This window comes from Accumulibacter sp. (genome assembly GCF_029255125.1).
Lineage (GTDB): Bacteria > Pseudomonadota > Gammaproteobacteria > Burkholderiales > Rhodocyclaceae > Accumulibacter.
The window spans coordinates 1-25,329 of the sequence record NZ_JAPUVR010000132.1 but is presented as its reverse complement, the minus strand read 5'-3'; the positions used below and the strand labels follow the sequence as shown (position 1 = coordinate 25,329).

The 25,329-nt window shown below is 63.7% G+C and carries 20 protein-coding genes; 3 read left to right on the top strand and 17 right to left on the bottom strand.

All coding sequences use genetic code 11. The features are described 5' to 3' along the window. Position 1: 1 nt before the first annotated feature. The 15 genes from Q1L59_RS14175 to Q1L59_RS14105 all read right to left on the bottom strand — a co-directional run bounded on the left by Q1L59_RS14175 (position 2) and on the right by Q1L59_RS14105 (position 18,555). Positions 2 to 691, bottom strand: a complete 690-nt coding sequence (locus tag Q1L59_RS14175) for a hypothetical protein (protein WP_300333334.1) — start codon at positions 689 to 691, stop codon at positions 2 to 4. Next, positions 688 to 1,998, bottom strand: coding sequence for a putative O-glycosylation ligase, exosortase A system-associated (locus tag Q1L59_RS14170; protein WP_300333330.1), 1,311 nt, complete (start codon positions 1,996 to 1,998; stop codon positions 688 to 690). The genes Q1L59_RS14175 and Q1L59_RS14170 overlap by 4 nt, the downstream gene beginning before the upstream one ends. Before the next feature lie 140 nt (positions 1,999 to 2,138). Further along, positions 2,139 to 3,359, bottom strand: a complete 1,221-nt coding sequence (locus Q1L59_RS14165; protein ID WP_300333327.1) for a TIGR04063 family PEP-CTERM/XrtA system glycosyltransferase — start codon at positions 3,357 to 3,359, stop codon at positions 2,139 to 2,141. Continuing rightward, a complete protein-coding gene (locus Q1L59_RS14160) occupies positions 3,356 to 4,576 on the bottom strand; it encodes a TIGR03087 family PEP-CTERM/XrtA system glycosyltransferase (protein WP_300333324.1) in 1,221 nt (406 codons plus the stop codon). Before Q1L59_RS14160 ends, Q1L59_RS14165 begins: the two co-directional genes overlap by 4 nt. A 21-nt stretch (positions 4,577 to 4,597) precedes the next feature. Beyond that, positions 4,598 to 6,538 carry an XrtA/PEP-CTERM system amidotransferase gene (locus Q1L59_RS14155; protein ID WP_300333322.1) on the bottom strand — a complete coding sequence of 647 codons (1,941 nt, stop codon included), beginning with the start codon at positions 6,536 to 6,538 and terminating at the stop codon, positions 4,598 to 4,600. 3 nt (positions 6,539 to 6,541) lie between these two features. Next, a complete protein-coding gene (locus Q1L59_RS14150) occupies positions 6,542 to 7,735 on the bottom strand; it encodes a TIGR03088 family PEP-CTERM/XrtA system glycosyltransferase (RefSeq protein WP_300333319.1) in 1,194 nt (397 codons plus the stop codon). Next, entirely contained in the window at positions 7,732 to 9,285 is a 1,554-nt protein-coding gene (xrtA, locus tag Q1L59_RS14145; RefSeq protein WP_300333317.1) for an exosortase A, read from the bottom strand. The genes Q1L59_RS14150 and xrtA overlap by 4 nt, the downstream gene beginning before the upstream one ends. A gap of 82 nt (positions 9,286 to 9,367) precedes the next feature. Next, entirely contained in the window at positions 9,368 to 10,423 is a 1,056-nt protein-coding gene (locus tag Q1L59_RS14140) for a FemAB family XrtA/PEP-CTERM system-associated protein (protein WP_300333460.1), read from the bottom strand. Positions 10,424 to 10,446: 23 nt separating this feature from the next. Further along, complete coding sequence (locus tag Q1L59_RS14135; RefSeq protein ID WP_300333314.1) at positions 10,447 to 11,313, bottom strand: XrtA system polysaccharide deacetylase; 867 nt, start codon at positions 11,311 to 11,313, stop codon at positions 10,447 to 10,449. An 18-nt stretch (positions 11,314 to 11,331) separates the two neighbouring features. Further along, a complete protein-coding gene (gene wecB / locus Q1L59_RS14130) occupies positions 11,332 to 12,501 on the bottom strand; it encodes a UDP-N-acetylglucosamine 2-epimerase (non-hydrolyzing) (RefSeq protein WP_300333312.1) in 1,170 nt (389 codons plus the stop codon). A gap of 19 nt (positions 12,502 to 12,520) precedes the next feature. Further along, the gene (locus Q1L59_RS14125; RefSeq protein ID WP_300333311.1) at positions 12,521 to 13,618 is read right to left on the bottom strand and encodes an XrtA/PEP-CTERM system-associated ATPase; all 1,098 of its coding nucleotides are present in this window, start codon (positions 13,616 to 13,618) and stop codon (positions 12,521 to 12,523) included. A 9-nt stretch (positions 13,619 to 13,627) separates the two neighbouring features. Next, the gene (locus tag Q1L59_RS14120) at positions 13,628 to 15,259 is read right to left on the bottom strand and encodes a TIGR03016 family PEP-CTERM system-associated outer membrane protein (protein WP_300333308.1); all 1,632 of its coding nucleotides are present in this window, start codon (positions 15,257 to 15,259) and stop codon (positions 13,628 to 13,630) included. Further along, positions 15,240 to 16,238: an XrtA-associated tyrosine autokinase gene (locus tag Q1L59_RS14115; protein WP_300333306.1), complete on the bottom strand. Its 999-nt coding sequence runs from the start codon at positions 16,236 to 16,238 to the stop codon at positions 15,240 to 15,242. The genes Q1L59_RS14120 and Q1L59_RS14115 overlap by 20 nt, the downstream gene beginning before the upstream one ends. 9 nt (positions 16,239 to 16,247) lie before the next feature. Further along, positions 16,248 to 17,810, bottom strand: a complete 1,563-nt coding sequence (locus Q1L59_RS14110) for an XrtA system polysaccharide chain length determinant (RefSeq protein WP_300333303.1) — start codon at positions 17,808 to 17,810, stop codon at positions 16,248 to 16,250. Between the two features lie 115 nt (positions 17,811 to 17,925). Then, positions 17,926 to 18,555, bottom strand: a complete 630-nt coding sequence (locus Q1L59_RS14105) for an XrtA/PEP-CTERM system exopolysaccharide export protein (RefSeq protein ID WP_300333302.1) — start codon at positions 18,553 to 18,555, stop codon at positions 17,926 to 17,928. Positions 18,556 to 19,158: 603 nt separating this feature from the next. Here Q1L59_RS14105 and aceA point away from each other — a divergent pair. Continuing rightward, the gene (aceA, locus tag Q1L59_RS14100; protein WP_300333300.1) at positions 19,159 to 20,457 is read left to right on the top strand and encodes an isocitrate lyase; all 1,299 of its coding nucleotides are present in this window, start codon (positions 19,159 to 19,161) and stop codon (positions 20,455 to 20,457) included. A gap of 148 nt (positions 20,458 to 20,605) precedes the next feature. Here the strand turns inward: aceA and Q1L59_RS14095 are convergent, their stop codons facing one another. After that, on the bottom strand, positions 20,606 to 21,943 hold the full coding sequence (locus Q1L59_RS14095) for a DUF1615 domain-containing protein (protein WP_300333298.1): 1,338 nt from the start codon (positions 21,941 to 21,943) through the stop codon (positions 20,606 to 20,608). Then, a complete protein-coding gene (gene ggt / locus Q1L59_RS14090; protein WP_300333296.1) occupies positions 21,936 to 23,726 on the bottom strand; it encodes a gamma-glutamyltransferase in 1,791 nt (596 codons plus the stop codon). Before ggt ends, Q1L59_RS14095 begins: the two co-directional genes overlap by 8 nt. 179 nt (positions 23,727 to 23,905) lie before the next feature. Between ggt and Q1L59_RS14085 the strand changes: the two genes are divergently transcribed. Both Q1L59_RS14085 and Q1L59_RS14080 read left to right on the top strand, forming a co-directional pair. Continuing rightward, positions 23,906 to 24,976 carry an efflux RND transporter periplasmic adaptor subunit gene (locus Q1L59_RS14085; RefSeq protein ID WP_300333294.1) on the top strand — a complete coding sequence of 357 codons (1,071 nt, stop codon included), beginning with the start codon at positions 23,906 to 23,908 and terminating at the stop codon, positions 24,974 to 24,976. A 3-nt stretch (positions 24,977 to 24,979) separates the two neighbouring features. Then, the coding region (locus Q1L59_RS14080) for an efflux RND transporter permease subunit (protein WP_300333292.1) at positions 24,980 to 25,329 on the top strand (350 nt) is incomplete at its 3' end.

The following is a 25,329-nucleotide window of genomic DNA, read 5'->3' as shown; positions in this document are numbered from 1 at the left end:
GCTACTTCGCCTTCGCCTTGCCAGGGCCGCGAATCTCGAGCATGAGCTTGTCCAGTCCACGCGCTCCGGGAGCGTTGCGCTGCCCCTCTTCAATCACCTTGATCGCTTCACCCGTCTTGCCGTTCTTGTTCAGCCAGTAGGCCCACCACCAGTAAGCGCGCCAATATTTGGCATCGGCCTGCACAGCGGCGCGATAGGCGTCGGCCGCGGCCAGGTTGTTGCGCTGCAGGACGGCCACCTGCAGGCGCCTGGTCCATAGCTCGGCCAGCAAGGGCGTCTTAGAACTGCTGTTCTGGATGACATACAGAAACCCTCCGTCGGCCTCGCGCAGGTCCCACTCCCGTTCCTTTGCGCTGCGGTCGACACGGTACGAGCGGGCCAGGCGAACGAGACCCCAGCAATAGTGGTGTACGGGCAGGAAATCGGACTTCCCGAAGTAGGCCTCCCATTTCTCCGAGCCGGGTGGGTTCATGTTCTGACTCCAGACCCATGCCTTGTGGTGGCAAATCTCGGGCAGCAGCGCGTACTCTTCTTTCGTCATATCGTTCTGTGTATCCGCCTGCACGTGCGTACCGCCGAGCACGCTGGCGGCTACGCTTACGGCGACCAACACTCGTCTCAGGCTGGACGCCGTCGGCGAACGGTACACTCGCCATCGCCGGAGCAGGATGCGGGTAAGGAATGCCCTCATTTGAGTGGATCTCCATGATGGGTCAGGCCAGTCGCGGGAGGCTCTGCCGCAGGTGCAGCGCCGCCCGCGGTAGTCGCGTGCATCTCGCGGCGAGCCAGCACAATCAGCCCGATAAGATAGTAGGGAAGGTCAAAATGCAGCAAGCCGAGGAAGGCGCCGCCAACCGCAAAGCCTATCATGCTCGTCTGCACCATGCGCATGAGTTGCGGCACCCAGCAATCCGTCTCCGCGTTGCCGGTCTTCCGGGCAAGCTTCGCCGCCCAGCGCCAACTCGTGTAACCCAGGCACAGGTAGAGGGCGAGGCCGACGAAGCCGTGCTCGCCGAGAGCCTGAAAATAGATGCTGTGAGCGGCGTGTGCGGTCACCTCCTTGTTTTCGGCGTAGAGATGGTACAAGAGCGGATTGCTCAGGTCGAAGCCGGCGCCGACGATCGGGCGGTCGAGCGCCAGCGTCCAGACCATTCGCCAGGTGTGCAGGCGTGCCATCGCCGAAGTGTCTTCCTGGTAGGTCTCGATCGTCTCCATCCGGGCCCACCAGCTCTCCGGCATGACAAACAGCAGGATCGCGCCAACCAGCGGGGCGAGAAGTAACAACGTCACCTGGCGGCCGCTTTTCACGATCAGGAAAGCCACCATGGCGGTGATCGCCAGCAGCGCGCCGCGCGAATGGCTGCCGAGCGCGGCGAGTGCGCAAGTGCAAATGGCAAAAAGCAGTCCATGGCGCAGCCAGCGCTGGGTATTGGTCGACCAAAGGTAGTACAGCAATGGGATGAGTACGACCAGTGCGAGAGCCAGTTCGTTGTTGCCGCCGATGAAAGAGCCCTGGGGTCCCCAGACGCGATGCGCGCCACCCGTCAACGCAGTGAAGACGCCGCCCTTGACGCCGTAGTAGCCAATTGAAGCGGCGATCGTCCAGATCAACTGGTCGATCTGCCGGCGACCGGAAATCAGCATCAAGGTGACCCACAGCATCAACTGAATCTTGAACACACGTCCCCACATCTCGTTCACGACATCGTCCGTATTGAGCGCGAAGATGCGGGTGACGCACATCCAGAGAAAGAACGAAACGAGCAGGGCAGTGATCGTGTTGAGTGGAAACGCCTGCTTGCGCCGGGTGAAGGCGAAGCCAACCAGTGTCGTCAACGCAACCAACTGAGCAAAGGGTATGCGTGCGGCGAAACCGAAGGTCAGCAGGTGTGGATTCATCATGCCGATCCACACCCACATCAGGGCGCCGATGTGCGGTCGGTAAAGAATCAGCGGCAAGGCGCCGAAGACGATTGCCGAAAGCAGGAGATCGCGCATCAGTTACCTAGGGCATCGCGGCGGTCACGCTGGCCGTGGCTGACGCCAGCGTCGCGTGGCTGGCGACGGATGAGGGTTGGGAACAAGTCACGCATTGGTCGGAGAGAGATCGGTCTTGATCGAGCGCCCGGCTGCCCACATCAAGCGTTTGCGTTCTTGGCGATGCGTGCGTAGGCCGTGGCGTAGCGCGCCACGCTCGCTGTCCAGTTGCGCTCGTTCTCGACGAACTGCCGACCAGCCGCGCGCAGCGCCGGCCAGCGTTCGCGCTCGGTCAGCAGTTGCCCGACGGCGTCCGCCAGAGCCTCCTTGCTGCCTGCCCGAAAAAGGATGCCGTTTTCCCCGTGGCGAATCAGCTCGCGGTGTCCCCCGACATCCGAGGCGACCAGAAGACGGCCCTGCGCCATCGCTTCGAGCGGTTTGAGTGGCGTCACCAGGTCGGTCAGGCGCATCGAATGTCGCGGGTAAGCCAGCACATCGACCAGATCGTAGTAGCGCTGCACTTCGCTGTGCGGCACGCGCCCGGCGATGACGACCTTGGACTCGACGCCGAGGCGAGCGATCTGTTGTCTGAGCGCTGCTTCCTGTGGTCCGCCGCCGACGAGCAGAACGCGCACGTCGGGTCGTTGGCGCAGAATCTCGGGCAAGGCATCGATCAGCAGATCGAGCCCCTCATAGGCATAGAACGACCCGATGAAGCCGATTACAGTTGCTCCGCTCAGGCCAAGCTGGCTCTTCAGCCGCGCGTCGGCCGGCCCGCCGCCGACAAACGATTCGATGTCGACAGCGTTCGGAATGACGGTGACCTTTTCGGCAGGAATTCCCCGCTGGACGATGTCGTTACGCAGTCCTTCACAAATTGTGAACACCTGATCGGCGCGCTTCAGCGCCCAGGTTTCCAAGCCGCGCGTCAGACGGTAACGCAGGCTCCCTTCGCTCGTCGTGCCGTGGTCTACCGCAGCATCCTCCCAGAACGCGCGTACCTCGTAGGCAACCGGCAGGCCGAGACGGCGGCCAACGCGCAAGGCGGGAATGGCGTTGAGCACCGGCGAATGCGCATGCAGGATTTGCGGTCTGACCTTTTGCGCCACCTCCAGCAGCCGTTGCTCGACACGCCGCATCAAGGCAAGTTCATCGAGGCCCGGCCAGCGCCGGCTACCTGCTTCGCTTACCGGCGTGCGAAAGAAATGCCAGCCATCGACCTCCTCCTCCAGCGAGCGACCAAGCAGATGCCGCGGCGTCGTCAGATGAAACGTTTGCCAGCCGAGCTTGCGCTGTTCGCGCAGAATCGACAGCGTGCGAAAGGTATAGCCGCTGTGCAGCGGAATCGAATGATCGAGGACGTGCAGAATGCGCAGGCTCATCGGACCGACTCCCTGCCGGCTGCGGTCAGTCCGATATGGCGGTCGATGGTCGACAGGTGCGCATCCCAACTGTAGCGTTCGAGCACCCGCTCTCGCCCGGCGACGGCGATCGCCGCAGCGCGTGCGGGTTCGCGCAGCAGGCTGTCGACCTGCGCGACGAAATCGTCGATGCCTCCCGCGGTCAGGAAATCGCGTTCGGCGACAGCGTCAATCGGCGTCGCGCACTCCTGTGAGGCGATCACGGGTCGGCCCATCGACATGGCTTCGAGAATCTTGTTCTGCACGCCGCGCGCCAGGCGCAGGGGGGCAACGACGACCGCCGCGTGGCGCAGGTATGGGCGAACGTCAGGGACCGTTCCGGTGACCACGATGCGGTTGTTGGCGAGCCCCTGTACGGCTGGGGTCGGGCTTCGCCCAACGATGAAGAAACGCAGCGTCGGCCAGGCACGCGCCAGTTGCGGGAAGGCCTCCTTGGCGAACCAGCTCGCCCCGTCGATGTTCGGCCAATAGTCCATCGCGCCGGTGAACACGACCGGCAGCTCGTCGGCGGCAAAGGGCGAGGGCAGTTCGTGCGCCGGCGAAAAATAGTCGGCGTCCACGCCGTTGCACATCGCCTCGATCTTGCCGGCGCATTCGGGCGCCAGTCCAGCGAACAGGTCGACTTCCGCCGGCGTGACGAAGAACGAGCGACTGGAGCGAGCAGCGACCATGCGCTCGAAGGCGAGCAGACGCTCGCCTTCGCGTCGGTAGAGCGAGGACATCGGCCAGCGATGGCGCCCCGCGTACTGCGTCCACTTGTACGAGTCGACGTCGCAGAAATCAACCAGACTGACGACTTCCGTGTGGCGCTCGACGAACTGCGCCATGACCGAGGAAAAGATGACCGTCGCGTCGATTTTTTCGGTTCGCAGGGTGCGATCGACCCAGGCCTGCAGGCCCGCGTTGCGGTAGTAGGGAAGGCTCAGTGCCTGGTCGCTGAGCAGGCCGCGCAGGCTGAGTATCCGGGCAAGTTTCGGGTCGAGGCGGGCGACATGCAGGTCGGCGCAATAGCCGCGCACGGTTTCGACGTAACGCTCGTCCTCTGGATCGTCGATGAACGTCCCCAGGAAAACGCGGTGTCGCGCGGCCAGATGCTTGAGCAGATGAAACGAGCGTACCTTGTCCCCCTTGTTCGGCGGATAGGGGAGGCGATGGACGAGATAAAGGAGAGTGCTCATCAGAGGGCAAAGCCGGTCAGATCAGACCACCGCGTTCGCGTTGGCGCGAGTTTCCGCAGGGCCTGTAGTCGAATCGAGAACATTGCGCAGGAACGCGTCGAACATGAGGACCGTCCAGAGCGGTGCGCTGTGGTCGGCCGTGCCCGACTGATGTGCATCGACCACCTGGCGCAGATAGGCCTGATCAAACCAGCCGGTTTCGGCCAGACGCGGACCAAGGACCGCTTGCCGGATCCGTTCCTTGAGCGGGCCGCGAAACCAGCGCGCCAAGGGTACGGCAAAGCCCATCTTGGGACGATACAGCACGTCGTACGGCAGGCTGGGCTCCATCGCCTTCTTCAGCAGGAACTTTCCTTCCTGGCTGCGCAACTTGAGCGCGGAGGGTAGGGTCGCCATCCATTCGACCAGTTCGTGATCCATCAGCGGCTCGCGCACTTCGAGCGAGTGTGCCATGCTCGCCCGATCGACCTTGGTGTTGATGTCGCCAACCAGGTACGTCTTGAGATCGAGATACTGGATCAAGGCCAGCGGATCATCGGTGGCCGCCCGCTGTGCATGGCTGCGAAATACCTCCTCTGCGGAATAGCCACCTATCTGTCGCCGGAAACGGTCGGTGAACAATTGCCGGCGCATCGGAGCACGCAGAATCGAGACGGAATGGAAGTACGCTTCGACGGCCGTTCTCGCCATCCCCTCGAAGGTCGTCTTGGCGCGAAAGACGCGTGGCGCCCAGTCGGCTTTCGGATACACCCGACCGAGCAGACCGAACAAGGGTCGCCGCAAGGCCAGCGGCAGCGCCGAGCGCATGCGCTCTTCCATCATGTGCAGGCGATAGCGACGATAACCGCCGAAAGTTTCGTCGCCGCCGTCGCCGGAAAGCGCCACCGTGACATGCTGGCGCGCGAGTTGGCAGACGCGGTAGGTGGGAATCGCCGAACTGTCGGCGTACGGCTCATCGTACAGCCGGGCAAGCGTGTCAACCAGATCAAAATCGTCGCTGGCAACCATTTCGCAGTGGTGGTTGGTCTGGTAGCGATCGGCGACGATTCTGGCGAACTTTGCTTCGTCGAAAGCAGGATCGTCAAAGGCGATCGAACAGGTGTTCACCGGAGCCGGCGACAGCCCGGCCATCAATGCCACGACCGCGCTCGAATCGACGCCGCCGGAGAGGAAGGCGCCGAGCGGAACTTCGGAAATCATGCGCAGGCGAACCGATTCGCGCAGCCGCTTGTTGAGTTCGTCGCAAGCCTCCTCGAGCGCCAGCGGTTGATGCAGGCTGAAGCGCAGGTCCCAGTAGGCTTTCGGTTCGGCCGGCGGCTGGCCCCGGCGCAGGGTCAGCGTGTGGCCCGGTGGGAGCTTTCTGGCCTGGCAAAAGATCGTCCGCGGCTCGGCCACGTAGCCCAGGGCAAAGTACTCCTCGACCGCCAGCGGATCGATCTCGCGCGGCAAGCCGCCATGCGCGAGCAGCGACTTCAGCTCCGAACCAAAGAGAAACAGCCCATCGGCGAGGTGTGCGTAGAAGAGCGGCTTGACCGCCAGGCGGTCGCGGGCAAGGAAGAGGGTTTGCCGATTGCGATCCCACAAGGCAAAGGCGAACATGCCGCGAAAGCGTTGCACACAGGCTTCGCCCCAGGACTCCCAGGCATGCACGATGACCTCGGTGTCGCTGCGCGTGTGAAAGACGTGGCCGAGCGAAAGCAACTCGGGAATGAGTTCCTGGTAGTTGTAGATCTCGCCGTTGAATACCACGCAGACGCTCTTGTCTTCGTTGTACAGGGGCTGCTGGCCGGTCGACAGGTCGATGATCGACAGCCGGCGATGGCCGAGACCGAGGCCGGGCTCGAGGTGTGTCCCTCCTTCGTCGGGGCCGCGGTGGTGCTGTGACTCGTTCATCCGCGCGAGTGTGCCGCGATCTAGCTCGCGTTGCCCGCGCAGATCGAAGATACCGGTAATCCCACACATACCCTAGCTCTCAGAGGTTGTGAACGGCGGCCGGTGCCGGCCGGTTTGCGCGCGCAACTGGCCGTCATAAACCGCCAGGTAGCTTGCGCACATCGCTTGCATGCTGAACTGGCGCTCAACCAAAGCCCGTCCAGCCAGTCCCGCCGCGCGTGCGGCTTGCGGATCAGCCGCGTAGGCGGCGATCCGTTCAGCCATTGCCTCGACATCTCCCGCCGGCACGATCTCACCCGTTCGCCCATGATCGATCAATTCGCGGTTGCCGCCGACATCGGTGGCGACCACTGGCAAGCCACTGGCCATCGCTTCGAGGATGGTGTTGGATATGCCCTCGGCCAGCGACGGCAGCACGAAGCAGTCCAATCCGCGCATGATCTCCGGTACGTCGTCGCGTGCACCAGGCAGCCACGCGTAGTCGGCAACGCCGGCCTGCGCGAGCAGCGCCTGGGCTTCGGCGCGCAGTGGACCTGCACCGACGATGACCAGCCGCAAACGCGCGACCAGCTCCGGGTGGGCCTGCAAGATTCGTATGAAAGCCCGCGCCAAGTCGGTCTGGTTCTTCACCACCTGCATGCGTCCGACGCTGCCGACCAGCCACAAGCCGGGCTCGACAAAAGGGCAGCCGGCCGGTACCTGGCGCGACGCAACCGGATGGAAACGCATTATATCGACCCCATTGTAAATCTGTTCGATCTTGCCCCGCGGAACACCCACGGCCGTGATCAGATAGTCTTCGAGATCGCGTGAAAGCGCTATGTACTTGGTCACGAAGGGTCGGTAAAAACGGCGCACCCAGCGATACTTGCGGCTCGATCCATCGAGGTCGCCAACGTCGCGTCCGTGCTCGCCGTGGATGCGCACCGCGACGCCAGACAGCCAGGCAGGAATGACCACCTCGAGCGCGGCCAGGTTGCGACTGTGCACGATGGCCGGCCGCAGCTCCCTGAACAGCCGGTAGAGGCGTGGATAGACCCAGAACGTGTGTCCGGGCGCCTTCTCCAGGGCAATGAACTGCACGTCGTGCCGGGCAATGCGCTTGCGAAAATCGGTAATGTCGGTCAGCGCTATGATCACGTGCCGATACGCTTCGGAGGGCAGGCGATTGAGCAGATTGACCACACCGTTCTCAAGGCCGCCAACATCGAAGCGGAAAACGACATGGGCAATCAGCGGACGTCGATCGTCCGCTCCTTTGCTCATCGGCTTTCCGCTGTCTGCCGCAGCGCATTTCCGATCGGCGCAGCGGCCGCTGCCGCAAACTCCTCGAGTATCGCCTGCGCCTCTACGCCTTGTTCGTGCGCCGCGTAGAGAATCACCACCGCCGAGTCATCCCCTTTGCCCATCAGGCGCGCGAGCGCCATGTACGCCTTGGCCAGAGAATCGCTGGCCGTCCATCGTCCGTCAATCCAGTACCACTGCCAGACCGTCAGGCGCGCGTGCGAGCTGCCGCGCAATTGCGCCCAACGCACCTTGAGATCCTGGTTGTCGAAGCCAATGCCGCGCGCGCCGCTCGCCGTCATTACCCAGAGCTGATCGTTGCTGCGCACCAGGCCGTTGGTCGAGGTGACCAGCTTGCGTCGGTTGTCTTGCTGACGATAGTAGCCAATGAACAGCCCGGCGACGCGCCCCTCCTTCTCGTAAGCCGTGTGCATTTGCGCATTCGCCCCGGCATAGCTGGGTTGCCAATTTGCCGTAGCCTGCTCCGCTGGCTGCCAGCCGGGGATGGTCGCCAGCGCGGCGATCTGGCTGAGCGGTGACGAGTGACGGTCATCAAGATGCCCGCTGATCAGGGGACCAGTGGCTGCGATCATGACGGTTGCCGCCGCGCCGATGAGCAGCAGCGGAACGCTCGCTGCACCGCCAGCAGGCACTTCTGGATCGCGTTTGACCGGGCGCGGCAGATGGTCCTCGCGCCAGCGCCCGCCGACCCAGAACATGGCCATCATGACGAGCCCGAAGAAGAGCCAACCGTAGACCACGTGGTCTACGCCAACCGCCAGGCGGTTGCTCGACAGATGGCCGATCATGACGATCATGTAGGCACGCAGCCAGTTGGCGATGACGGGGACGATGATCGACGCGAGCACGAAGAGGATGCGCCGCTTCAGCGAGTGATACGTCAGATAGGCGAACAGGGTGCCGACAGTGATCGACGCGATCAGGTAGCGCACGCCGCTGCACGCCTCGACGACCGACCAGCTGCCGCTTGGAATGACGAAACGGAGACCTTCGGCATGCACGGGTATGCCGGTGAGACGCAAGCCGAAAATGGTCATCGCTGCCGTCCAGTCCATCAGCTTCGGCATGGCAAAGTCACCCAGCGGCACCGAGAAGAAGAGGAACAGCAAGGAAAAGGCAAGCGCACGTGCGACCGGCCAGCCGAGCACGGCGGGGACGGCCAGGACGAGCATCCCGACGGCGGCAAACTGGGTCAGCGAGTTCACTGCGGCAAGGTCGCCGAGCAGCCAGGAGAAACCAACGCCAGCGAGAAGCAACCACGCCGAATAGCTCGGTCGAGGCGTCAGTCGGGCAACTTCGGAACGCTTGCGCCAGATCAACCAGAGCGTGATCGGCAGCACGACAAAGCCGTGCGCGTAGGTGTCGGAGCGCGCCCAGATACCCGCCATGCCCAGGAAGGTGTGGCGAAAAATGAGCAGAATTGCGATGACGACCAGAGAGAACAAAGGCAGGATCAGGCGCCACTGATGATCGTCAGCCTGCATTGTCCGACTTGCGGCGATGTGGTTCATAGCAAAGCTTTCGTTGATCCGACTCGGCGGCTCATTCTGGATTTCGCTCGCTCGCGGCATTGACTCCGGCAGGCGCGCCGGATCATCCAAGGTTGCGCACGATGAATGGTCCGAGCCGGTTGGCGAGGCCAATCGGCAACTTGCGCCAGGTTTCGATGAGCAACTTGTACTTGGTGTTCGATGGGTTGTTCTGGGGAATCGAGTCGCGCCGGTAAAGGCAGTACTCGTAATGCAGGGCTTGTGCCTCAAACCCCCAGTTCTTCTTGAAAGCAAAGGAGCCGGTACCACGCTTGCTGCGACCGTAGTCGAAGACCTTCAGGCCGCGTTCGCAGGCGCGGCGCATCAGCTCCCAATACTTGAAATCGTTGGCCGCGAGTTCGCGAGCGGAAAGCTCGTCCCCGGCCGAATAGGGCAGCACCTCGTCGCGAAAGTAGAAGCTCAAGACGCTGCTCAGTGGCCGCTGCATCGCGTCAACCACGGTGAGCACCTCGCAATCGGCAGCGAAGACCTCGCGTAGGGCCTGGAAGTAGCGGCGCGGGAACGCCGGCGTGCCATGCCGATGAACGTTATCGGCGTAGAGGGCAAAGAAGCGGTCGATGTCGGCATCAAGCTCGCTGCGCAAGCCGTTCTTGATGCCCTTGCGGACCATGGCACGCTGCTTGCGGGGAATGGCCAGCATGTTTGCCTCCACTTCCGGCGCAATCTCCTTGCGGAAGCGTACATAGAGATCCTGCGTCGGCCAATCGGCATGACGTTGCTCGACGTTGCGCATTTCCAGATGGTCTACGCGCAGCCGGCGCGCGCGCGTCTGTGCTTCCTGCTCGAGCAGTTCCACCGCCTCCTGACTGAGCGCGGCGACTCCGCCGTACATGGCAAAGGGCAGCGAGACGAGCGAATTGCCGAACAGCAGGCTCTTTACCTGGGCGAGGGGCAGAACGCCTTCGAGGGTGCCAGCCCGCTCGGCGTAAAGAAAATGCGTCCGGTGCTTGAAGACCTCACTGACAATTCTCTGCCAGCCCGCCTTGTGGAAGAACGTTGCTTGGGGACAGGTGTCAACAAACGCGTCCCAGCGTGCTGCGGTTGCCGCATCGCCTGCCTTCAACTCCTTGAGGTGCAGCGGCGCCGATCCGGGAGCCATTTTGTCGGTCGCTGGCGTGCTGGTCATCTGTGAGCTCCCGGTACCACCGGATCGGCGGGGAGAAACACCTGGTCTACCCGTCCCCAGTGAAAGTCGGTCAGGAGTCGCCGCAGGCGGCCTTCCATATGCTGCAGATTGACGTAGTGGCGAAAGCGCGTCTTGGCATCGATGCCAGCAACGCGTGGCTGCCGCGGATCGATCTCCCAGGGATGGAAATAGAAAATTGCCGGCTGTCGGTCAGTCGTGTTGACCCGTCGCAGCAGCCAGCGCGACAGGGCGTAGGGCAGCAGACGAAAGTACCCGCCACCGCTGGCGGGCCAGTTTCGTTCGAAAAAACGCGCTGTGGTGACCGGCAATTCAAGCAAACCCGCGCGGACGCGATGCGCGAAGCGCGGTGCGTCCGGCATGCCATAGTGGTCGTGTCGAATCGGGTAAATGCTCGAGCTGTAACGATAGCCGGTACGTTCCAGGCAGTCGAAAGCCCACAGGTTGTGCTCGCCGATCGAAAAGCTTGGCGCGCGGTAGCCTTTGACCTCTTGCCCGGAAATGTCTTCGAGCAAGCGCTTGGCCGAGCCGATGTCGGCCGAGAATTCTGCCGGGCTCAGATCGCTTGCACGCGCGTGCCCGTAACCATGGCTGGCCAGTTCGTGGCCGTCGGCGACGATGCGACGGACGAGCTGCGGGTAGCGCTCGGCAATCCAGCCCAGGGTGAAGAATGTCGCTTTGGTCCCTTGCTCGTTGAGCATCGCCAGAATGCGCTCGACGTTGCGCTCGACCCGGCACTCGCGCGTTTCCCACTCGCTGCGCGCAATGTAGGGCGCTAGCGCCGAGACCTGAAAGTAGTCCTCGACATCGATCGTCAAGGCGTTGGTGATCAGTTGATCCGCCATCGTGCGGTGATGTCGCCGTCAGTGCCGACTTGCCGAGTGCCGCGCGAGCAGCCACGGCGCCAAGTCGGCGGCGATCCGTTCGGCCGCCCGCCCGTCCCACAGCTCGGGAACACGGCCGCTCTTGCCGGCGCCGCGCAGAATCTGGTCTACGCCTTGGCGAATCGCCAGCGGGTCGCTGCCGACGAGCGTATTGGTTCCCTGGTCGACGGTAATCGGCCGCTCGGTGTTCGCGCGCAAGGTCAGGCAGGGAACACCGAGCGCGGTCGTTTCCTCCTGCAGGCCACCCGAGTCGGATAGCACCAAGCGAGCGCCGGCGAGCAAACCGAGCATCTCGAGATAGCCTTGCGGCGGCAACAGCACGACGCGCGGACTGCACAGCAGATGAGCCAGGCCGAACCGTTCGATGTTGCCACGCGTGCGCGGGTGCAGCGCGAGGACCAGCGGAATACGCTGTGCGGTTTCACTGAGCACGGCGAGCAGTGGCGCCAGCGTTTCGACCTGATCGACATTCGACGGACGATGCAGCGTGACGACGCCATAACCCTGTGGGTCGCTCACGAGGGCCGGGTCAAATCCCGCCTGCTGCAGGGTTTGCGTGGGAGGATGAGCGAACTGCCGGTTGGCAAGCAAGGAGTCGATCATCACGTTGCCGACAAACGACACGCGCTCCGCGGCGATGCCTTCGCGCGCCAGGTTATCGTGCGCGCTGCGTTCCGTCGTGTACAGGCGATCGGCTAGCTGGTCGGTCAACACGCGGTTGATTTCTTCCGGCATCGCGCGGTCGTGGCTGCGCAGCCCCGCTTCGACGTGTACGACCGGCACCTGCTTCTTGGCGCAGACCAGGGCGCAGGCGAGCGTCGAATTGACATCGCCGACGACCAGCACGCACGACGGTCGTTGCGCGTCGAGCAGCGGTTCAAAGCGGCGCATGACCTCGGCCGTCTGCACCGCATGCGTTCCCGATCCGACTTCGAGGTTGATATCGGGATGCGGCAGCCGGAGGTCGACGAACAGCCGATCGTTCATGTCCTTGTCGTAGTGCTGGCCGGTATGGACGAGCAGCGTCGGTACGGCCGGGCAATGCGCACTGAAGGCGCGCAGGATGGGCGCCATCTTCATGAAATTCGGTCGCGCGCCAACGATGCAGGCGACCGGACCCAGGTCGCTGGGCCATTGTTTGTCTGCCACGGGAGATCGCCCTTTCAGCCTATTGTTGTCTTGCCCGGACAGCGTCGATGAGCTGCTGGAGCAAGGAAAGAAGCGCTGCGTTATTACGTTCCAGGCGGAGAATGCCGCGTTCGATGCGAATCATTCGTTGCTCGGCCTGCCCGCTCTTCATGTCGGCGATCACCCGCGAGGCCTGATCGGCCGTGCTCGCGTCGAGCGAGAGGCGCGACAGATCGACTTCGAGGACGTTGCTGTCAGTCAACTGCATGTTCATCCCGCCATGCTCGCTGTCGCTTACCCGGCTCGCCGTCATTGACACGCTCGATTGCGTCTCCTCCTTGATCTCGCGCGCGACCTCTTCGACGTCCGAGCGAACGAATTCGCTCTTCCCGCTCAGATAGCCGGAGAGCAGAAGCCGGTCGCAGTGCGCATTGATCCGCCGCGGTACGCCGCCGCTGGCGTGAAAGATCGCGTCGTAAGCCTCGCTGTCGAAACGCGGCAGGCCGCTTGACCCGGCGCAGCGAAGCCGGTGCTCGATATACGCCTGCGTTTCCTCGCGGTCCATCGGTCCAATGTGGCACGCCGCAATCACGCGCTGGCGCAACTGGACCATCTCGTGGCTCTGCATGATCTTGCGGAACTCGGGCTGACCGATCAGGAAGCTCTGCAGCAGAGCTTGCGTGCCAAACTGGAAGTTCGACAGCATGCGTAGTTCTTCGACCGCCCGCGGAGTCAGGTTTTGCGCCTCGTCGACGACTAGCAGGCAGCGCTTTCCCTGGCGTGTGACATCGATCAGATAGGCTTCCAGCGAGAGCAACATGTCGGACTTGCCGGCATTCTTCGTCGGCACACCGAATGCCGCCGCCACCATGCGCAAGGTATCTTCGGCGCCAAGCTGAGTTGTCACCAGTTGCCCCGCGACCACCTTGGTCTGATCCAGATCGTTGAGCAGGCCGCGCACGATCGTCGTCTTGCCCGCTCCGACCTCGCCGGTGACCACAATGAAGCCTTCATTCTGGCTCAGGCCGTACTCGAGGTAAGCCATCGCGCGCCGGTGCTGCTTGCTGGCGTAGTAGAAGGAGGGATCAGGATTCAACTGAAAAGGCTTGCTGGTCAAGCCGTAGAACGATTCGTACATGGCAAACGATCAGAAACTGTGCGAGAGTCCGCCGCTGAGCGCACTCTCCGTGTAGCCGCCGACGCCGCTTCCAACGACCCGGCGCAAGCCGACGCTGGCGCTCGTCTTCGGCGAAATCCGCGTGGTCAGAAACAGGTACGCAGCTTGTGTTTTGGTTTCCGGCGAACCGGTAGTGAAAGTCGTGCTTTGTTGCTGATTGAGCAGGAGCGACAGGGCGGACAGGCCGGACAACTGGTGTCCCCAACTGATGCCAAGTCCACGTTGGCGCGTTCCATCGGATCTGACGGCACTTCCCGTTGTTCCGCTGGCCAGACCCAGGGGTTCCTGCTCGGTCTGATTCGCCGTCAGCGTCACAGTATTGCGCGCGCCGAGCAGTGCCACCGAGAACTGCTGCCGCTTCTGCAGATTGGCGGTGTTCGTCAGGTAGCCATTGACCACGCTACCATCGACCGGCAAGCCTCGACTCTGCAGAAACTGTATCACCTGCGCCCGAATGGCATCGGGGGCCATTCCCGGATTGATCGCGGCGACGAGCGAATACACCGCGTCGTAGTTCGAGCCGACGCTGGTGCTGGTTGCGCTCGACGGCTGAAACGACACGTCCCGCGTTGCGCTGTAGGTCCACAGCGAGCGTGGCATGCGGTGGCTGAGCTCAACCGAATAGCCGTCGCCGAAGAAGCGCTTGGTCTTGCTCGCGGCAAGCTTGGTGCGCGGATCGGGCGTCCACACAAAACCATAAGCGCCAGTCGTGTTGCTTTCCTGCTGCTGGCTGACATAGTTGTTGGATTCCCGGCCATTGCTCAACCAGATCTGCCACTGTGGGTTCAACCGATAGATCAGAGTCAGCGCATAGCGTGTTGCCTCGAGATTCCTGCCGCGCGTGTAGTCGGTGGTCGAGTTGCTCGCGTCGATCGCCCAATCCAGAGGTCCCCAGCGCGTATTGCCGGAGAGCTTTCCTTGCCACTCGCGCGTGTCCATGTCACCCTGACCCGACTTCGAGCGGCTGACACCGGCTTTGTAGCGTAGCCGGTAGTCCACCGACGAGAAGAGCTGGCCCCGAATGTAGGGCGACAGACTATAGGTCGAGGTTTCCGTCTGGTTGGCATTCACGTTGACGTTACTGCTTGGGGAGACGGCTCCGAGCGGGGTCAGATACTGCTGCGAAATGTTTCCCATTCCGTCGATGAACAGCCAATCCTCGATCGCCTCTAGCATGCCGACAGCATTCAACGCGTTCTGGTGGTTATTCGCCGAGGACTCGCGCGCATAAAGGTTTTGTGTCAGCCCGTAGCTGAGCCGCAGCTTGCTGCGCGCACCCGCACCGTCGATCGAAATCCCGGGCGTCAGGCTGGTCACGAGATCGCTCGTCCGGTTGCCGCCGGCAGCCAGAAAGACGTTGTCGCTGAGCGTCGCACTGACCGCGAGTGTCGGCGTCACGTGCCAGTTTTCGGCGTACGCCGGGAAAGCTGCCGACAACGCAAGAACACCTGCTCGCCAGGCGCGCGCCGGCAGCAGCGGCTTCCGCGGGTGGTCGGTCTGGCCGAAGACGCGCGCCACTTCGTGCCAACGAGGAATCCGTCCGCCCGCACGCTGGTCGCCGTGTGGCGGGCCAACAGTGGGATCAACTGCGCTCGGAGCCATAACCATAGCCGTAACCGTAGCCATAACCGTAACCGTAACCGTAGCCATCCTGCGTGCTGGCGCGCGCCTGATTGAGCAGCAGGAGTTTGACCGGACACGAATCGATGGCGGCCAAGGCGTGCTTGACGTCATTCTTGGTCGTGCTCTCGGCCCTCACCACAACCACCACCTGCCCCATGTGCGTGGCCAGAACGCGTGCCTCGGTGGTCATCAGCAACGGCGGCGAGTCAAAAATGATGATCCGGTCCGGATAGCGATTAGCCATTTCGTCGAGCAAGGCGATCATCGCTTCGCTGGCAAGAAATTCGGTCGCGCGCTGATGTTGCGTGCCGCTGGGCAGGAGCGTCAGCTTCTCGACGTTGGTCCTCAGCAGTACATCCGACAGGGTGCTGGTTTCATTCGTCAGCACGTCAAGCAGGCCGGCCGACGCGGTCAATCCGAGCATCTTGAGCACCGAGGGTTTGGGCACATCGGCGTCGACCAGCATCACCGTGTTGTCCAGTTCCATGGCAATGCTCATGGCCAGGTTGATTGCCGTAAAGCTCTTGCCTTCGCCGGGCAGCGCGCTGGTAACCATGATCAGGTTGCCACGCCTGATCGGCGCAGCGCCGCGGCCCATCGCATTGGCGATCAGGGGTCGCTTGATTACGCGATACTGATCGGCCAGTTGCGAGCGCGGCGCATCCGGGCTGATCAGACCGATCGTCGCCAGCGTCGCCAGGTCGAGTTCGACCCGGCGCGAAACCATCCCTGTCGGCGCAGCGCTGGCAACGGCCGAAGGTGGCGTGCGTTGTTCCTCTACTTTGGGAGTTGCTGCCGCCGGCGGCTCGGTCACCGCGGCCGGCGGAGCCAACGAAGTGGCCACTGTCGAGTCAGCTTGCGCCGGCTCCGCTGCCGTGTCGCCAGCCGGCTGCGGGATGTCCACTCCCGCCCGCCGTAGTTGTTCCAGGCGCTTGGCGGCTTGTTCGATGAGGCTCATGGATCTTCCTCAGACAGTACGGATGGAAAACACGAACAGAACGACCAGTCCGGCTCCGTAAATCGCGACGAGCGCCACGCTGGCCGCGAGAAAACGAAGCAGATCCTTCTTCTGCCGACGCTTGCTGTCTGCGTTGACCAGCATCGAAACAGTTCCCAGAAGCGGTAGGCCGCACTCTTCGCGCAAGGAACGCGAGTCGAAGAAGACCGGGCGGATCTGACTGGCGGCGAAGGTGGACAGGATACCGGCGGCGAGTGCGAGGACCAGCGTCAGCGGCAACAGCAAGGTGCGATTCGGTGCCACCGGTTTCGGCGAGACGCGCGGCGGGTCGATCAGGCGGAAGTCGACCCCCGCCGTGCTGTCCATTTCGCTACCCATGGTCGCCGATTCGCGGCGCTGAACCAGTTGCTCATAGTTCTTCTTGTTGATGTCGTAATCGCGGTTGAGCTGAGCGAACTCGGCTTCGATCTGCGGAACCAGGTTGATCGACGCCTTCATCCGGTCGTAGCGTGACTGGTACTCGGCAACCCTGGTCTGCAAGGCAGCAACCCTGGCCTCCGTTTCCGACAGGGCAACCTTCAGTTGCTGGTACACCGGATTACTGCTGGCGGCGGTCGATGGACTACTCAGCGCTGTCTTGCGGCGGGCGATGATCTCCTGCTGCTTCTGCTCCTCGAGTTCCTTGATCAGTCGGCGGGTGCTGATCACGTCCGGATGCTGTTCGGTAAAGCGCTGCAGCATGGCGTCCAGGTTACGCCGCATGGCATCAATGCGACCGTCAATCTCGGGCACCGAAACGCCAGCGATTGCCTCGGGCGCGACGGCGTCGGACTGGACGACGGGTTCCTCGCCGACGATCTGGTGCTTCAGCGCATCGCGCGACTCCTGTGCTTCGCGCAGCTCGAGTCGGCTTTGTTCGAGCAATCCAGCCAGCTCGCCCATCCGCGTGAGATGGTCCTTACCTTCCGATCCCTGCAGGTTCAGGTTGCGCAGCTTGAATTCCTTCAGCCGCGACTCGGCCTCTTCCAGCTTCTTCTCGTAAGTCTTGATCTGTTCTTCGAGAAACTTCTTGGCCGACTCGGCGTCGCGGCGTGTGTCGCCTAGGTTGGACTCGACGAAGATCGAGACCAGCGACTGCACGACGCGCTTGGCCTGCTGCGGATTGCTGTCGCGGAAGACGATCGTGTAAATGTTGTCGCGCGTTGTATTCTGGATCTTCAGGGCGGTCATCAGGTCCTCGGCCAGCGCGTCGCGTTCCGCCTTGGATTGAACCTTGAGGTCGAGGTCGGCCATCCGGATGAGCTTGTCGACGTTTGGCCGCGAGATCAGCGTGCGGCTGAGCATCATGACCTGCTGATCGAAGTTCGGTTGCGTCACCAGGCCAGACATCAGCGGCCGCAAGATCGATTGCGTATCGACATAGATGCGGGCCGATGCCTCGTACTTGTCCGGCATGAGCAGGACCAGGGCCACGCTGGCCACGCTGACCACCCAGGCGACGCCCACTCCGAGCCAGCGGCGCTTCCACATGCCGCGCAGCACTGCAGTCGCTTGTCGAAGCAGTTCATCCATTGGATTCAGACTCTAGCAAGAAGATGTGACAAAGGACAAAAGGAGCGGCGGCTACCTTGCGCCGCAGGGCAGAAGGCAGCAACCACCCGGCCAGGCGGGGCAACAGGCCGCCGGCTCAGAACCAGCTCTGCGGGATGATCAGGACATCGCCCGGTCGCATATCGACGTTGGCGGAGATGTCGCCACGTCGGATCAGATCAGCCAGGCGGACGCTGTACTGCGTATTGCCTTCCGCACTGCGCAGCAGCTTGGCGCCGTTGCCGTCAGCGAAGTCGGTCAGACCGCCGACGGCGATCATCACGTCGAGCAGGGTCATGTTTTGCCGGTAGGGAAGGGTCTGCGGTTTGGAGGCCTCGCCGACTACCCTGATCTGCTCGCTTTGCGTTCCGACGAAGCTGGTCACGACGACGGTCACCACCGGGTCGCGGATAAAGGTGCCGAGCGCCTTCTCCATGTCGCGCGCGAGGGCGGTCGGTGTCTTGCCCATCGCCTGCAGGTCTTCGATCAGCGGCGCGGCAATCAGTCCATCCGGGCGCACCGGGACGGTCATCGACAGCTCCGGGTTACGCCAGACGATAATGTTTACGCTGTCGCCGGGTCCGATGATGTAACGATAGTCTGGCGACGCCGCGCTGGTCGGCGCTGGCGGAAACGAGCTGGCACAGCCGCCCACCAGCAGGCCGAAAACGCCAAGGGCAAACCAGCGCAGCCCAGCGCCCAACACAGTACACAGGCGTGTCAACATCCGTTTCTCCTTATCTCCGTTCGCGCTCGGCCGCCGGCTGATTGCGCTGCCGTCTTGCCGGCGCGGCAAGCACATGTTCGATGGGCATCATGCAGAGCGTGACAGTATAGTGGAAATCGCTCGGCAAGCAACGTCGTTCGGCCGCCAGCTCAGCCATCACCGAATGCCTGCAGAATACCTGCTGCGCAGTGCCGCGCGCGTCAATTACTCCACACTTTGCTGCACAGCGCGCCGCAGCGGCTGTGGCTGTGCGCGGGTTGCACGGCAAACATCTACGGCCCGCGCACGTTCAGAGCATCGGCCAGCCGACCGGAGACTGCCGGTGCGAGCGCAGCGGTCAGCAGGATAATCGTGTTGTTGGTGTGATGGCGATTTCACAAGCGAGCCTTCGTTTTCGCAATACGAAACGTGGCGAATAAGGCCATGTTTTCTTGACACAAAAAATATCTCTTATGTCTTATATAAGACTGTTGATTGCGTGGGGAAAGCTCTCTATACTTCTCGCCATTGGTCGCCCGCGCAGTACGTGCCAGGGTCGTTTTCCTGACGCGAGGGTGTCGCCATAGTCCCGACCGCACTTCGTTATCTTTGGAGAGGTAAACCATGAGTACTAGAGAGCAGCAGATCGCCGAGCTGGAGAAAGACTGGGCGGAGAACCCCCGCTGGAAAGGAATCAAACGTGGCTATTCAGCTGCCGATGTCGTCCGTCTGCGCGGCTCCTTCCCGATCGAGTACACCGTGGCCCGGCGCGGCGCCGAAAAGCTGTGGCATCTCGTCAATAACGAACCCTACGTCAACTGCCTTGGCGCGCTGACCGGTGGCCAGGCGATGCAGCAGGTGAAAGCGGGGGTCAAGGCGATCTACCTTTCGGGCTGGCAGGTTGCCGCCGACAACAACTCGTACGCTGCAATGTATCCCGACCAGTCGCTCTATCCCGTGGATTCGGTGCCGAAAGTGGTCGAACGGATCAACAACTCGTTCCGCCGCGCCGACGAGATCCAGTTCTCGAAGGGCGTCAACCCCGGCGACCCGGGCTATATCGACTACTTTGCGCCGATTGTCGGCGACGCGGAAGCCGGTTTTGGCGGTGTGCTGAACGCCTTCGAGCTGATGAAGGCGATGATTCGCGCTGGCGCTGCCGGCGTTCACTGGGAAGACCAGCTCGCTTCGGTGAAGAAGTGCGGTCATATGGGCGGCAAGGTTCTGGTGCCGACGCAGGAAGCCGTGCAGAAGCTGATTGCCGCCCGCTTTGCTGCCGACGTCTGCGGCGTTCCGACGCTGGTCATTGCCCGCACCGACGCCGAAGCAGCCGACCTGCTGACTTCCGACTGCGACAGCAACGACCAGCCCTTCGTCACCGGCGAGCGCACTTCGGAAGGCTTCTACAAGACGCGCAAGGGTCTGCAGCAGGCGATTTCGCGTGCCGTCGCCTACGCCGAATACGCCGACATGGTCTGGTGCGAAACCGGTACGCCCGACCTCGACTTCGCGCGCAAGTTTGCCGAGGCTGTGCGCACCGCCTATCCGGGCAAACTGCTCGCCTATAACTGCTCGCCGTCGTTCAACTGGAAGAAGAACCTGGACGACGCGACGATCGCCAAGTTCCAGAAGGAACTCGGCGCGATGGGCTACAAGTACCAGTTCATCACGCTGGCCGGCATCCACAACATGTGGTACCACATGTTCGATCTCGCACAGGACTACGTGGCGCGCGGCATGACCGCCTACGTCGAGAAGGTGCAGGAACCCGAGTTCGCCGCGCGCGAGCGGGGCTACACCTTCGTTTCACACCAGCAGGAAGTTGGCACCGGGTATTTCGACGAAGTGACGACGGTCATCCAGGGCGGCGCGTCGTCGGTCACCGCGTTGACCGGTTCGACCGAAGAAGAGCAGTTCCACTAAAGAGCGCATTCCCGGCCGACGTCCCTCCGTCGGCCGGCCGAGGTTCTGGATAGGGAACGAAAAAGCCGCGTGCGAGCGCGGCTTTTTCGTTCCGGCCACTCGGTCTACGGCTTGCTGGCCGCTGCCGAACGACGCTGCGGCAGCCCGCCTAGGCCCGTGCCAGACAGTTGCGATAGCGCGTGTCAACCCGGCGAGCGAACCACTCGGTGGTCAGCGGACGGGTGATCTTCGGACTCTTCAGGGCAATCCGCGGCAGCATCTCACGCGCCGCCAGCCCTCCGCCGCTCGTGTCGGCGAGTAGATAGACGCGCTGGTAGAGCGCACTTTGTTCGAAAGCCAGCGTCTTTTCCAGCAGGAGGTCACGCCCGATCGCCGCCTCGCTCAGCCCCAGGCGCGCGCGCAAGGCGAGCACGGCGCGTTGCGTGGCGCTGCTTTCGGCGGTTGGTTGACCGTCCTTGTAGCGCAGCAGATCGCCGTCAAGCTCTAGCGGTTGGCCACCCAGACGGCTAACGGCGGCCTGAAACGCGGCGTTGCGGCTGGCGTAACGTCCGGCGTTGAAGTCGGCAAAGCGATGCAGCATCTGCCGGTAGGTCGTCGGATAATCGAGCAGGAAGGCGATGCCGAAGTAGACGCCGCCGCGCCGGGTGAACACCTCGTCGCGTACGCTGCCGCTACGCCGATACGGATAGGGTCGGCGGCGCAACTGTTCCTCGGCGAATTCTATGCTGACCTGCATCGGGCCGCCGGTGCGCACCGGATTGTAGCCCGAGAACAAGGTCTTGCCGAAAGGCAACTCGGAGATCATGTCGTCGAACAGCGCGTTCATCTGTTTCTCGGTACGCAGCGCGTCGATGCGTGCCTTGTAGCTGCGCCCATCGGGTGAAGGCTTGAGCAGGGCAAGCTCGACGACGAGCTTGGGGATACCATAGCTCGTGCGTCTTCGCTCGATCTCCCGCCAGACGATGCGACCCAGACCAGCCACCGGCGGGTCGGCGACGAAACCCGATTCCTGCTCGATGACGGCCATCGCCGCACACAGCTTTTCCGGTATCAGCGGCAACTGCAGGGCGTCAAAGGCGGTGGCGATGTCGGCGGCCCAGGCCGAGCGGTCGCCCACGTTGGCGGGCAGCAGGCGGCTGACCAGGGCGCGTGCCTCGCCGGAATCGGCGGGCAGCAGCACCAGCGGCGCGCGCGCTGGCGGCTGCTGCTGCGCGGCGGTCGCTGGCGGCGGCAAGGGCAGTGGCGTTGGCGCCGGCTGAGGCTTTGCCGTCTCGCGCGGTGGCGAAGGCAATGGCAGCGGCGAAGGCAGCGGTAGCGTCGACGAGGGCGCCGGGCGAACCGGTGGCGATGGCCGCGATTCGAAGCTGCCATCGCTGGCGCACCCGGACAGGCCGGCGGCGACCATCAGACAGGCGATCAGGCTGCGCCGCCGACGGAGGCAGTCGGGCGAGCGCGCGGCTCGCCCCGGCGTGTCCGGCCTATTCACCGGCGACCCGGCCCTCACGCCGCAAGTCCGCTCCTCCCGAGAGGACACCGGCACGATGCCGCCGAATCGCTTGCAGGCCGCTCACCATGCCGATCTCCTTGACCTCGTGGCCGCGCGCCTGCAGCGCTTCGCTGGTCGATGGCGGGAAACGCTTTTCTTCGAGCAGGGTCGGTCCGTTCAGCGAGCCGAAGTTGGGCAGGTCGATCGCCTGTTGCAGCGGGAAGCCCCAGTTCAGCGTGGCGTAAAGCAGCTTGGCCGTGTAGTGGATGATCAGCGCGCCGCCCGGCGAGCCGCCGCTGAGCACGAGATCGCCGCTATCGTCGTCAAAGACCAGCGTCGGACTCATCGACGAGCGCGGGCGCTTGCCGGGCTGGACGCGGTTGGCGATCGGCACGCCGTTGGCGTCGGTCGGGGCAAAGGAAAAATCGCTCAACTCGTTGTTGAGCAGAAAGCCCCGGACCATCTGACGCGCGCCGAAAGCATCCTCGATCGTCGTCGTCATCGCCAGCGCGTTGCCATAGGCGTCGACGATGCTCAGGTGCGAGGTGCCCTGCTCGAACTGTTCGGGCATCGGCGCGTAGCTCAGCATCGCCCCGCGCGGCTGACCCGGTGGCGCGACGCGCATGCTTTGCTCGCCGATCAGTTGCGCGCGCGCGAACAGGTAATCCGGGTTGATCAGGGACTGCCAGCCGTCGGCCGGCGCGGCGACGAAGTCCGGATCGGCGACGTACTGCGCGCGGTCGGCGAAAGCGAGGCGCGCGGCCTCGGTGTAATAGTGCAGCCAGAGCGGGTCTTCCGCCTTCAGGCTCGCGGCCCCCGTCTGTTCGAGGATGCCGAGGATCTGGGCGATGGCGATGCCGCCCGAGCTGGGTGGCGGAAAACCGCAGATGCGGTAGGTGCGCGGCGGGTCGACTTCCTTCGGCGAATAGCGGTGGCAGAGCGGCGTCCGCTTTTTCGCCTGATAGGCAGCCAGATCGGCCAAGCTGAGGCGGCCCGGGTTGGCGTGCTTCTGCACCTTGTCGACGATCGCCTGGGCGATGTCGCCCTCGTGCAGCGCGCGGGCGCCTTCGCTCGCGATGCGCCGCAGGACGGCCGCCAGTTCCGGATTGCGCAGGATGCTGCCGATCGCCCGCGGCTCGCCGTCGGCGCCGTAGAAATACGCCGCGGCGCTCGGGTCGCGTGCCAGATGCGGGTCGCTGCGCAATTGCTCGTGCAGGCGCCGGCTGACCGGGAAACCGCCCTCGGCCAGCGCGATCGCCGGGCCGAACAGGCTTCCCCAGGGCAGCCTGCCGTACTCGGCATGCGCCATTTCGAGCATGCGCAGCGTGCCCGGAACGCCGACTGCGCGGCCGCCGATGATCGCTTCGTGAAAAGTCATCGGCTGCCCGTCGGGCATCAGGAACAGCTTCTCGCTGGCCGCCGCCGGTGCCGTTTCGCGGCCGTCGTAAGCCAGCGTGCGGCGCCCGTCGTCGTGCAGCAGGAAGGCGCCGCCGCCGATACCGCTCGACTGCGGTTCGACCAGCGTGAGCACCATTTGCGCGGCAATGGCGGCGTCCACCGCCGAACCTCCGGCGTGCAGCATCTGTTGTCCGGCCTCGCTGGCCAGCGGATGCGCCGTGGCCACGGCATACTTGCGGCCGCGCCAGCCAGTCGGGGCAACCTCGCCGGCGGCAGTTTTCGCCGGCTGCAGCTCGCTGTCCGCGGCGTCCGGCGTCGGCGTGCTCGAACAGGCGGCAGCCAGCAGCGTGGCAAGGAAGAGAAGGGAGAGGGAGACAGGTTTCATGGCGGGCCTCCAGGTCGACGTATCCCGAATTTGTCTCATCCAAGCCACCTGTGCGTCAAGCGACATTTGCTCCCCGGCTGGCCGCGCAGCGCTGCCATCAATCACGCAGGACGTCGCCGACGATTGGCCGATTGGCTGCCGACTTGCGTGCAACAATGTATTAGTATATCCTAATATTCATGCCGAACGACACTCGACCCGTCTCCCTCCCGATCGCTCAGCGGATCGTCCACCGACCCTCAGGCCGACTCGCCAGCGTCGGCCGCCTGCTGTTTGCCGCCGGCTTGGCGGCGGCGTCGGCTGCCGCCCACGGACAGGCGACGAACGACACCCTCGTGCAGGCGAAGCCCGTCGAGGCGAGCCTGTCGGCCGACGCGGTCGTCGAGGCGGCGCGTCAGGCGACGGTCGCGGCGCAGGTTTCCGGTCGGTTGGTCGAAGTGCATGTCGATGCCGGCCAGAGCGTGCGCAAGGGCGACCTGCTGATGCGCATCGACGCGCGCGAAGCGAGCGAGGCAGCGGCGGCGGCGGCCGCGTCGTATATCAATGCCCGGGCCAACCATGAACGGCTGCTCAGACTGCAGCGGCAGGGCTTCATCAGTCAGGCCGCGCTCGACAAGGCAAAGGCCGAGTTCGACGCAGCGTCGGCGACGCACAAACAGGCAAGCGTCGGCGTCAGCCACGCGACAGTGCGCGCGCCGATTGGCGGCGTCGTCGCCGAGCGGCTGAGCGAACTCGGTGAAATGGCGACCCCGGGCAAACCGCTGCTCTCGATCTACGATCCGCAGAGCCTGCGCCTGAGCGCGGGCATCGCGCAACACCGCCTGCCGCAGATCCGCCGTGTGCGCCAGGCGCGTATCGAATTTCCCGGCTTGGGCAAGTGGCTGGAGGCGAGCAGCGTCAGCCTGCTGCCCAGCGCCGATCCGTCAACGCACGTCTCGCTGGTGCGCGTCGGCTTGCCTGAAGCGGCACGCGAGATCGTTCCCGGCATGCACGCGCGCGTGCACTTCGTGCTCGGCAGCGCTCCCCGGCTGAGCATTCCGCAAGCCGCTGTCGTCCGCCGCGGCGAGATCACCGCGGTTTATGTCCGGCAGGCAGACGGCAAGCTGACGCTGCGCCAGTTGCGCCTGGGCGAAGCGGTCAGCGAGAACGAAGTCGAGGTGCTCGCCGGCCTGCACGCGGGCGAGCGCATCGCGCTCGATCCGCGCCAGGCGGCCGTCGAACTGAAGTCCGCCAGACCGACGGGCCGCTAGGCGATGGGCGTCTCCGGGCGCATCGCCCGCCTCTTCGTCAGTTCGCAGATGACCCCGCTGCTGGCGCTCGTCGCGCTGCTGCTCGGCGTCTTTGCGACGCTGATCACGCCGCGCGAAGAAGAGCCGCAGATCGACGTGACGATGGCCGACATCCTCATCCCCTTCCCCGGGGCATCGGTGCGCGACGTTGAAAGCCTCGTGACCACGCCGGCCGAGCAGGTGCTCTCGCGCATGTCCGGCGTCGAGCACGTCTATTCCATGGCGCGTCCGGGAATGGCCGTGGTTACCGTGCAGTTCGCCGTCGGCGTCAAGTACAACGACGCCGTCCTGCGCCTGCACGAAACAGTGAACTC

Coding starts and splice junctions, on each gene's coding strand:
- Q1L59_RS14120 (WP_300333308.1), bottom strand. CDS start 15,259: ATGGCTCCGAGCGCAGTTGATCCCACTGTTGGCCCGCCACACGGCGAC.
- Q1L59_RS14125 (WP_300333311.1), bottom strand. CDS start 13,618: ATGTACGAATCGTTCTACGGCTTGACCAGCAAGCCTTTTCAGTTGAAT.
- Q1L59_RS14115 (WP_300333306.1), bottom strand. CDS start 16,238: ATGAGCCTCATCGAACAAGCCGCCAAGCGCCTGGAACAACTACGGCGG.
- Q1L59_RS14160 (WP_300333324.1), bottom strand. CDS start 4,576: ATGAGCACTCTCCTTTATCTCGTCCATCGCCTCCCCTATCCGCCGAAC.
- Q1L59_RS14170 (WP_300333330.1), bottom strand. CDS start 1,998: ATGCGCGATCTCCTGCTTTCGGCAATCGTCTTCGGCGCCTTGCCGCTG.
- aceA (WP_300333300.1), top strand. CDS start 19,159: ATGAGTACTAGAGAGCAGCAGATCGCCGAGCTGGAGAAAGACTGGGCG.
- Q1L59_RS14085 (WP_300333294.1), top strand. CDS start 23,906: ATGCCGAACGACACTCGACCCGTCTCCCTCCCGATCGCTCAGCGGATC.
- xrtA (WP_300333317.1), bottom strand. CDS start 9,285: ATGAACCACATCGCCGCAAGTCGGACAATGCAGGCTGACGATCATCAG.
- Q1L59_RS14165 (WP_300333327.1), bottom strand. CDS start 3,359: ATGAGCCTGCGCATTCTGCACGTCCTCGATCATTCGATTCCGCTGCAC.
- Q1L59_RS14175 (WP_300333334.1), bottom strand. CDS start 691: ATGAGGGCATTCCTTACCCGCATCCTGCTCCGGCGATGGCGAGTGTAC.
- Q1L59_RS14140 (WP_300333460.1), bottom strand. CDS start 10,423: ATGGCTCCCGGATCGGCGCCGCTGCACCTCAAGGAGTTGAAGGCAGGC.
- ggt (WP_300333296.1), bottom strand. CDS start 23,726: ATGAAACCTGTCTCCCTCTCCCTTCTCTTCCTTGCCACGCTGCTGGCT.
- Q1L59_RS14105 (WP_300333302.1), bottom strand. CDS start 18,555: ATGTTGACACGCCTGTGTACTGTGTTGGGCGCTGGGCTGCGCTGGTTT.
- Q1L59_RS14110 (WP_300333303.1), bottom strand. CDS start 17,810: ATGGATGAACTGCTTCGACAAGCGACTGCAGTGCTGCGCGGCATGTGG.
- Q1L59_RS14150 (WP_300333319.1), bottom strand. CDS start 7,735: ATGAGCAAAGGAGCGGACGATCGACGTCCGCTGATTGCCCATGTCGTT.
- Q1L59_RS14135 (WP_300333314.1), bottom strand. CDS start 11,313: ATGGCGGATCAACTGATCACCAACGCCTTGACGATCGATGTCGAGGAC.
- Q1L59_RS14155 (WP_300333322.1), bottom strand. CDS start 6,538: ATGTGTGGGATTACCGGTATCTTCGATCTGCGCGGGCAACGCGAGCTA.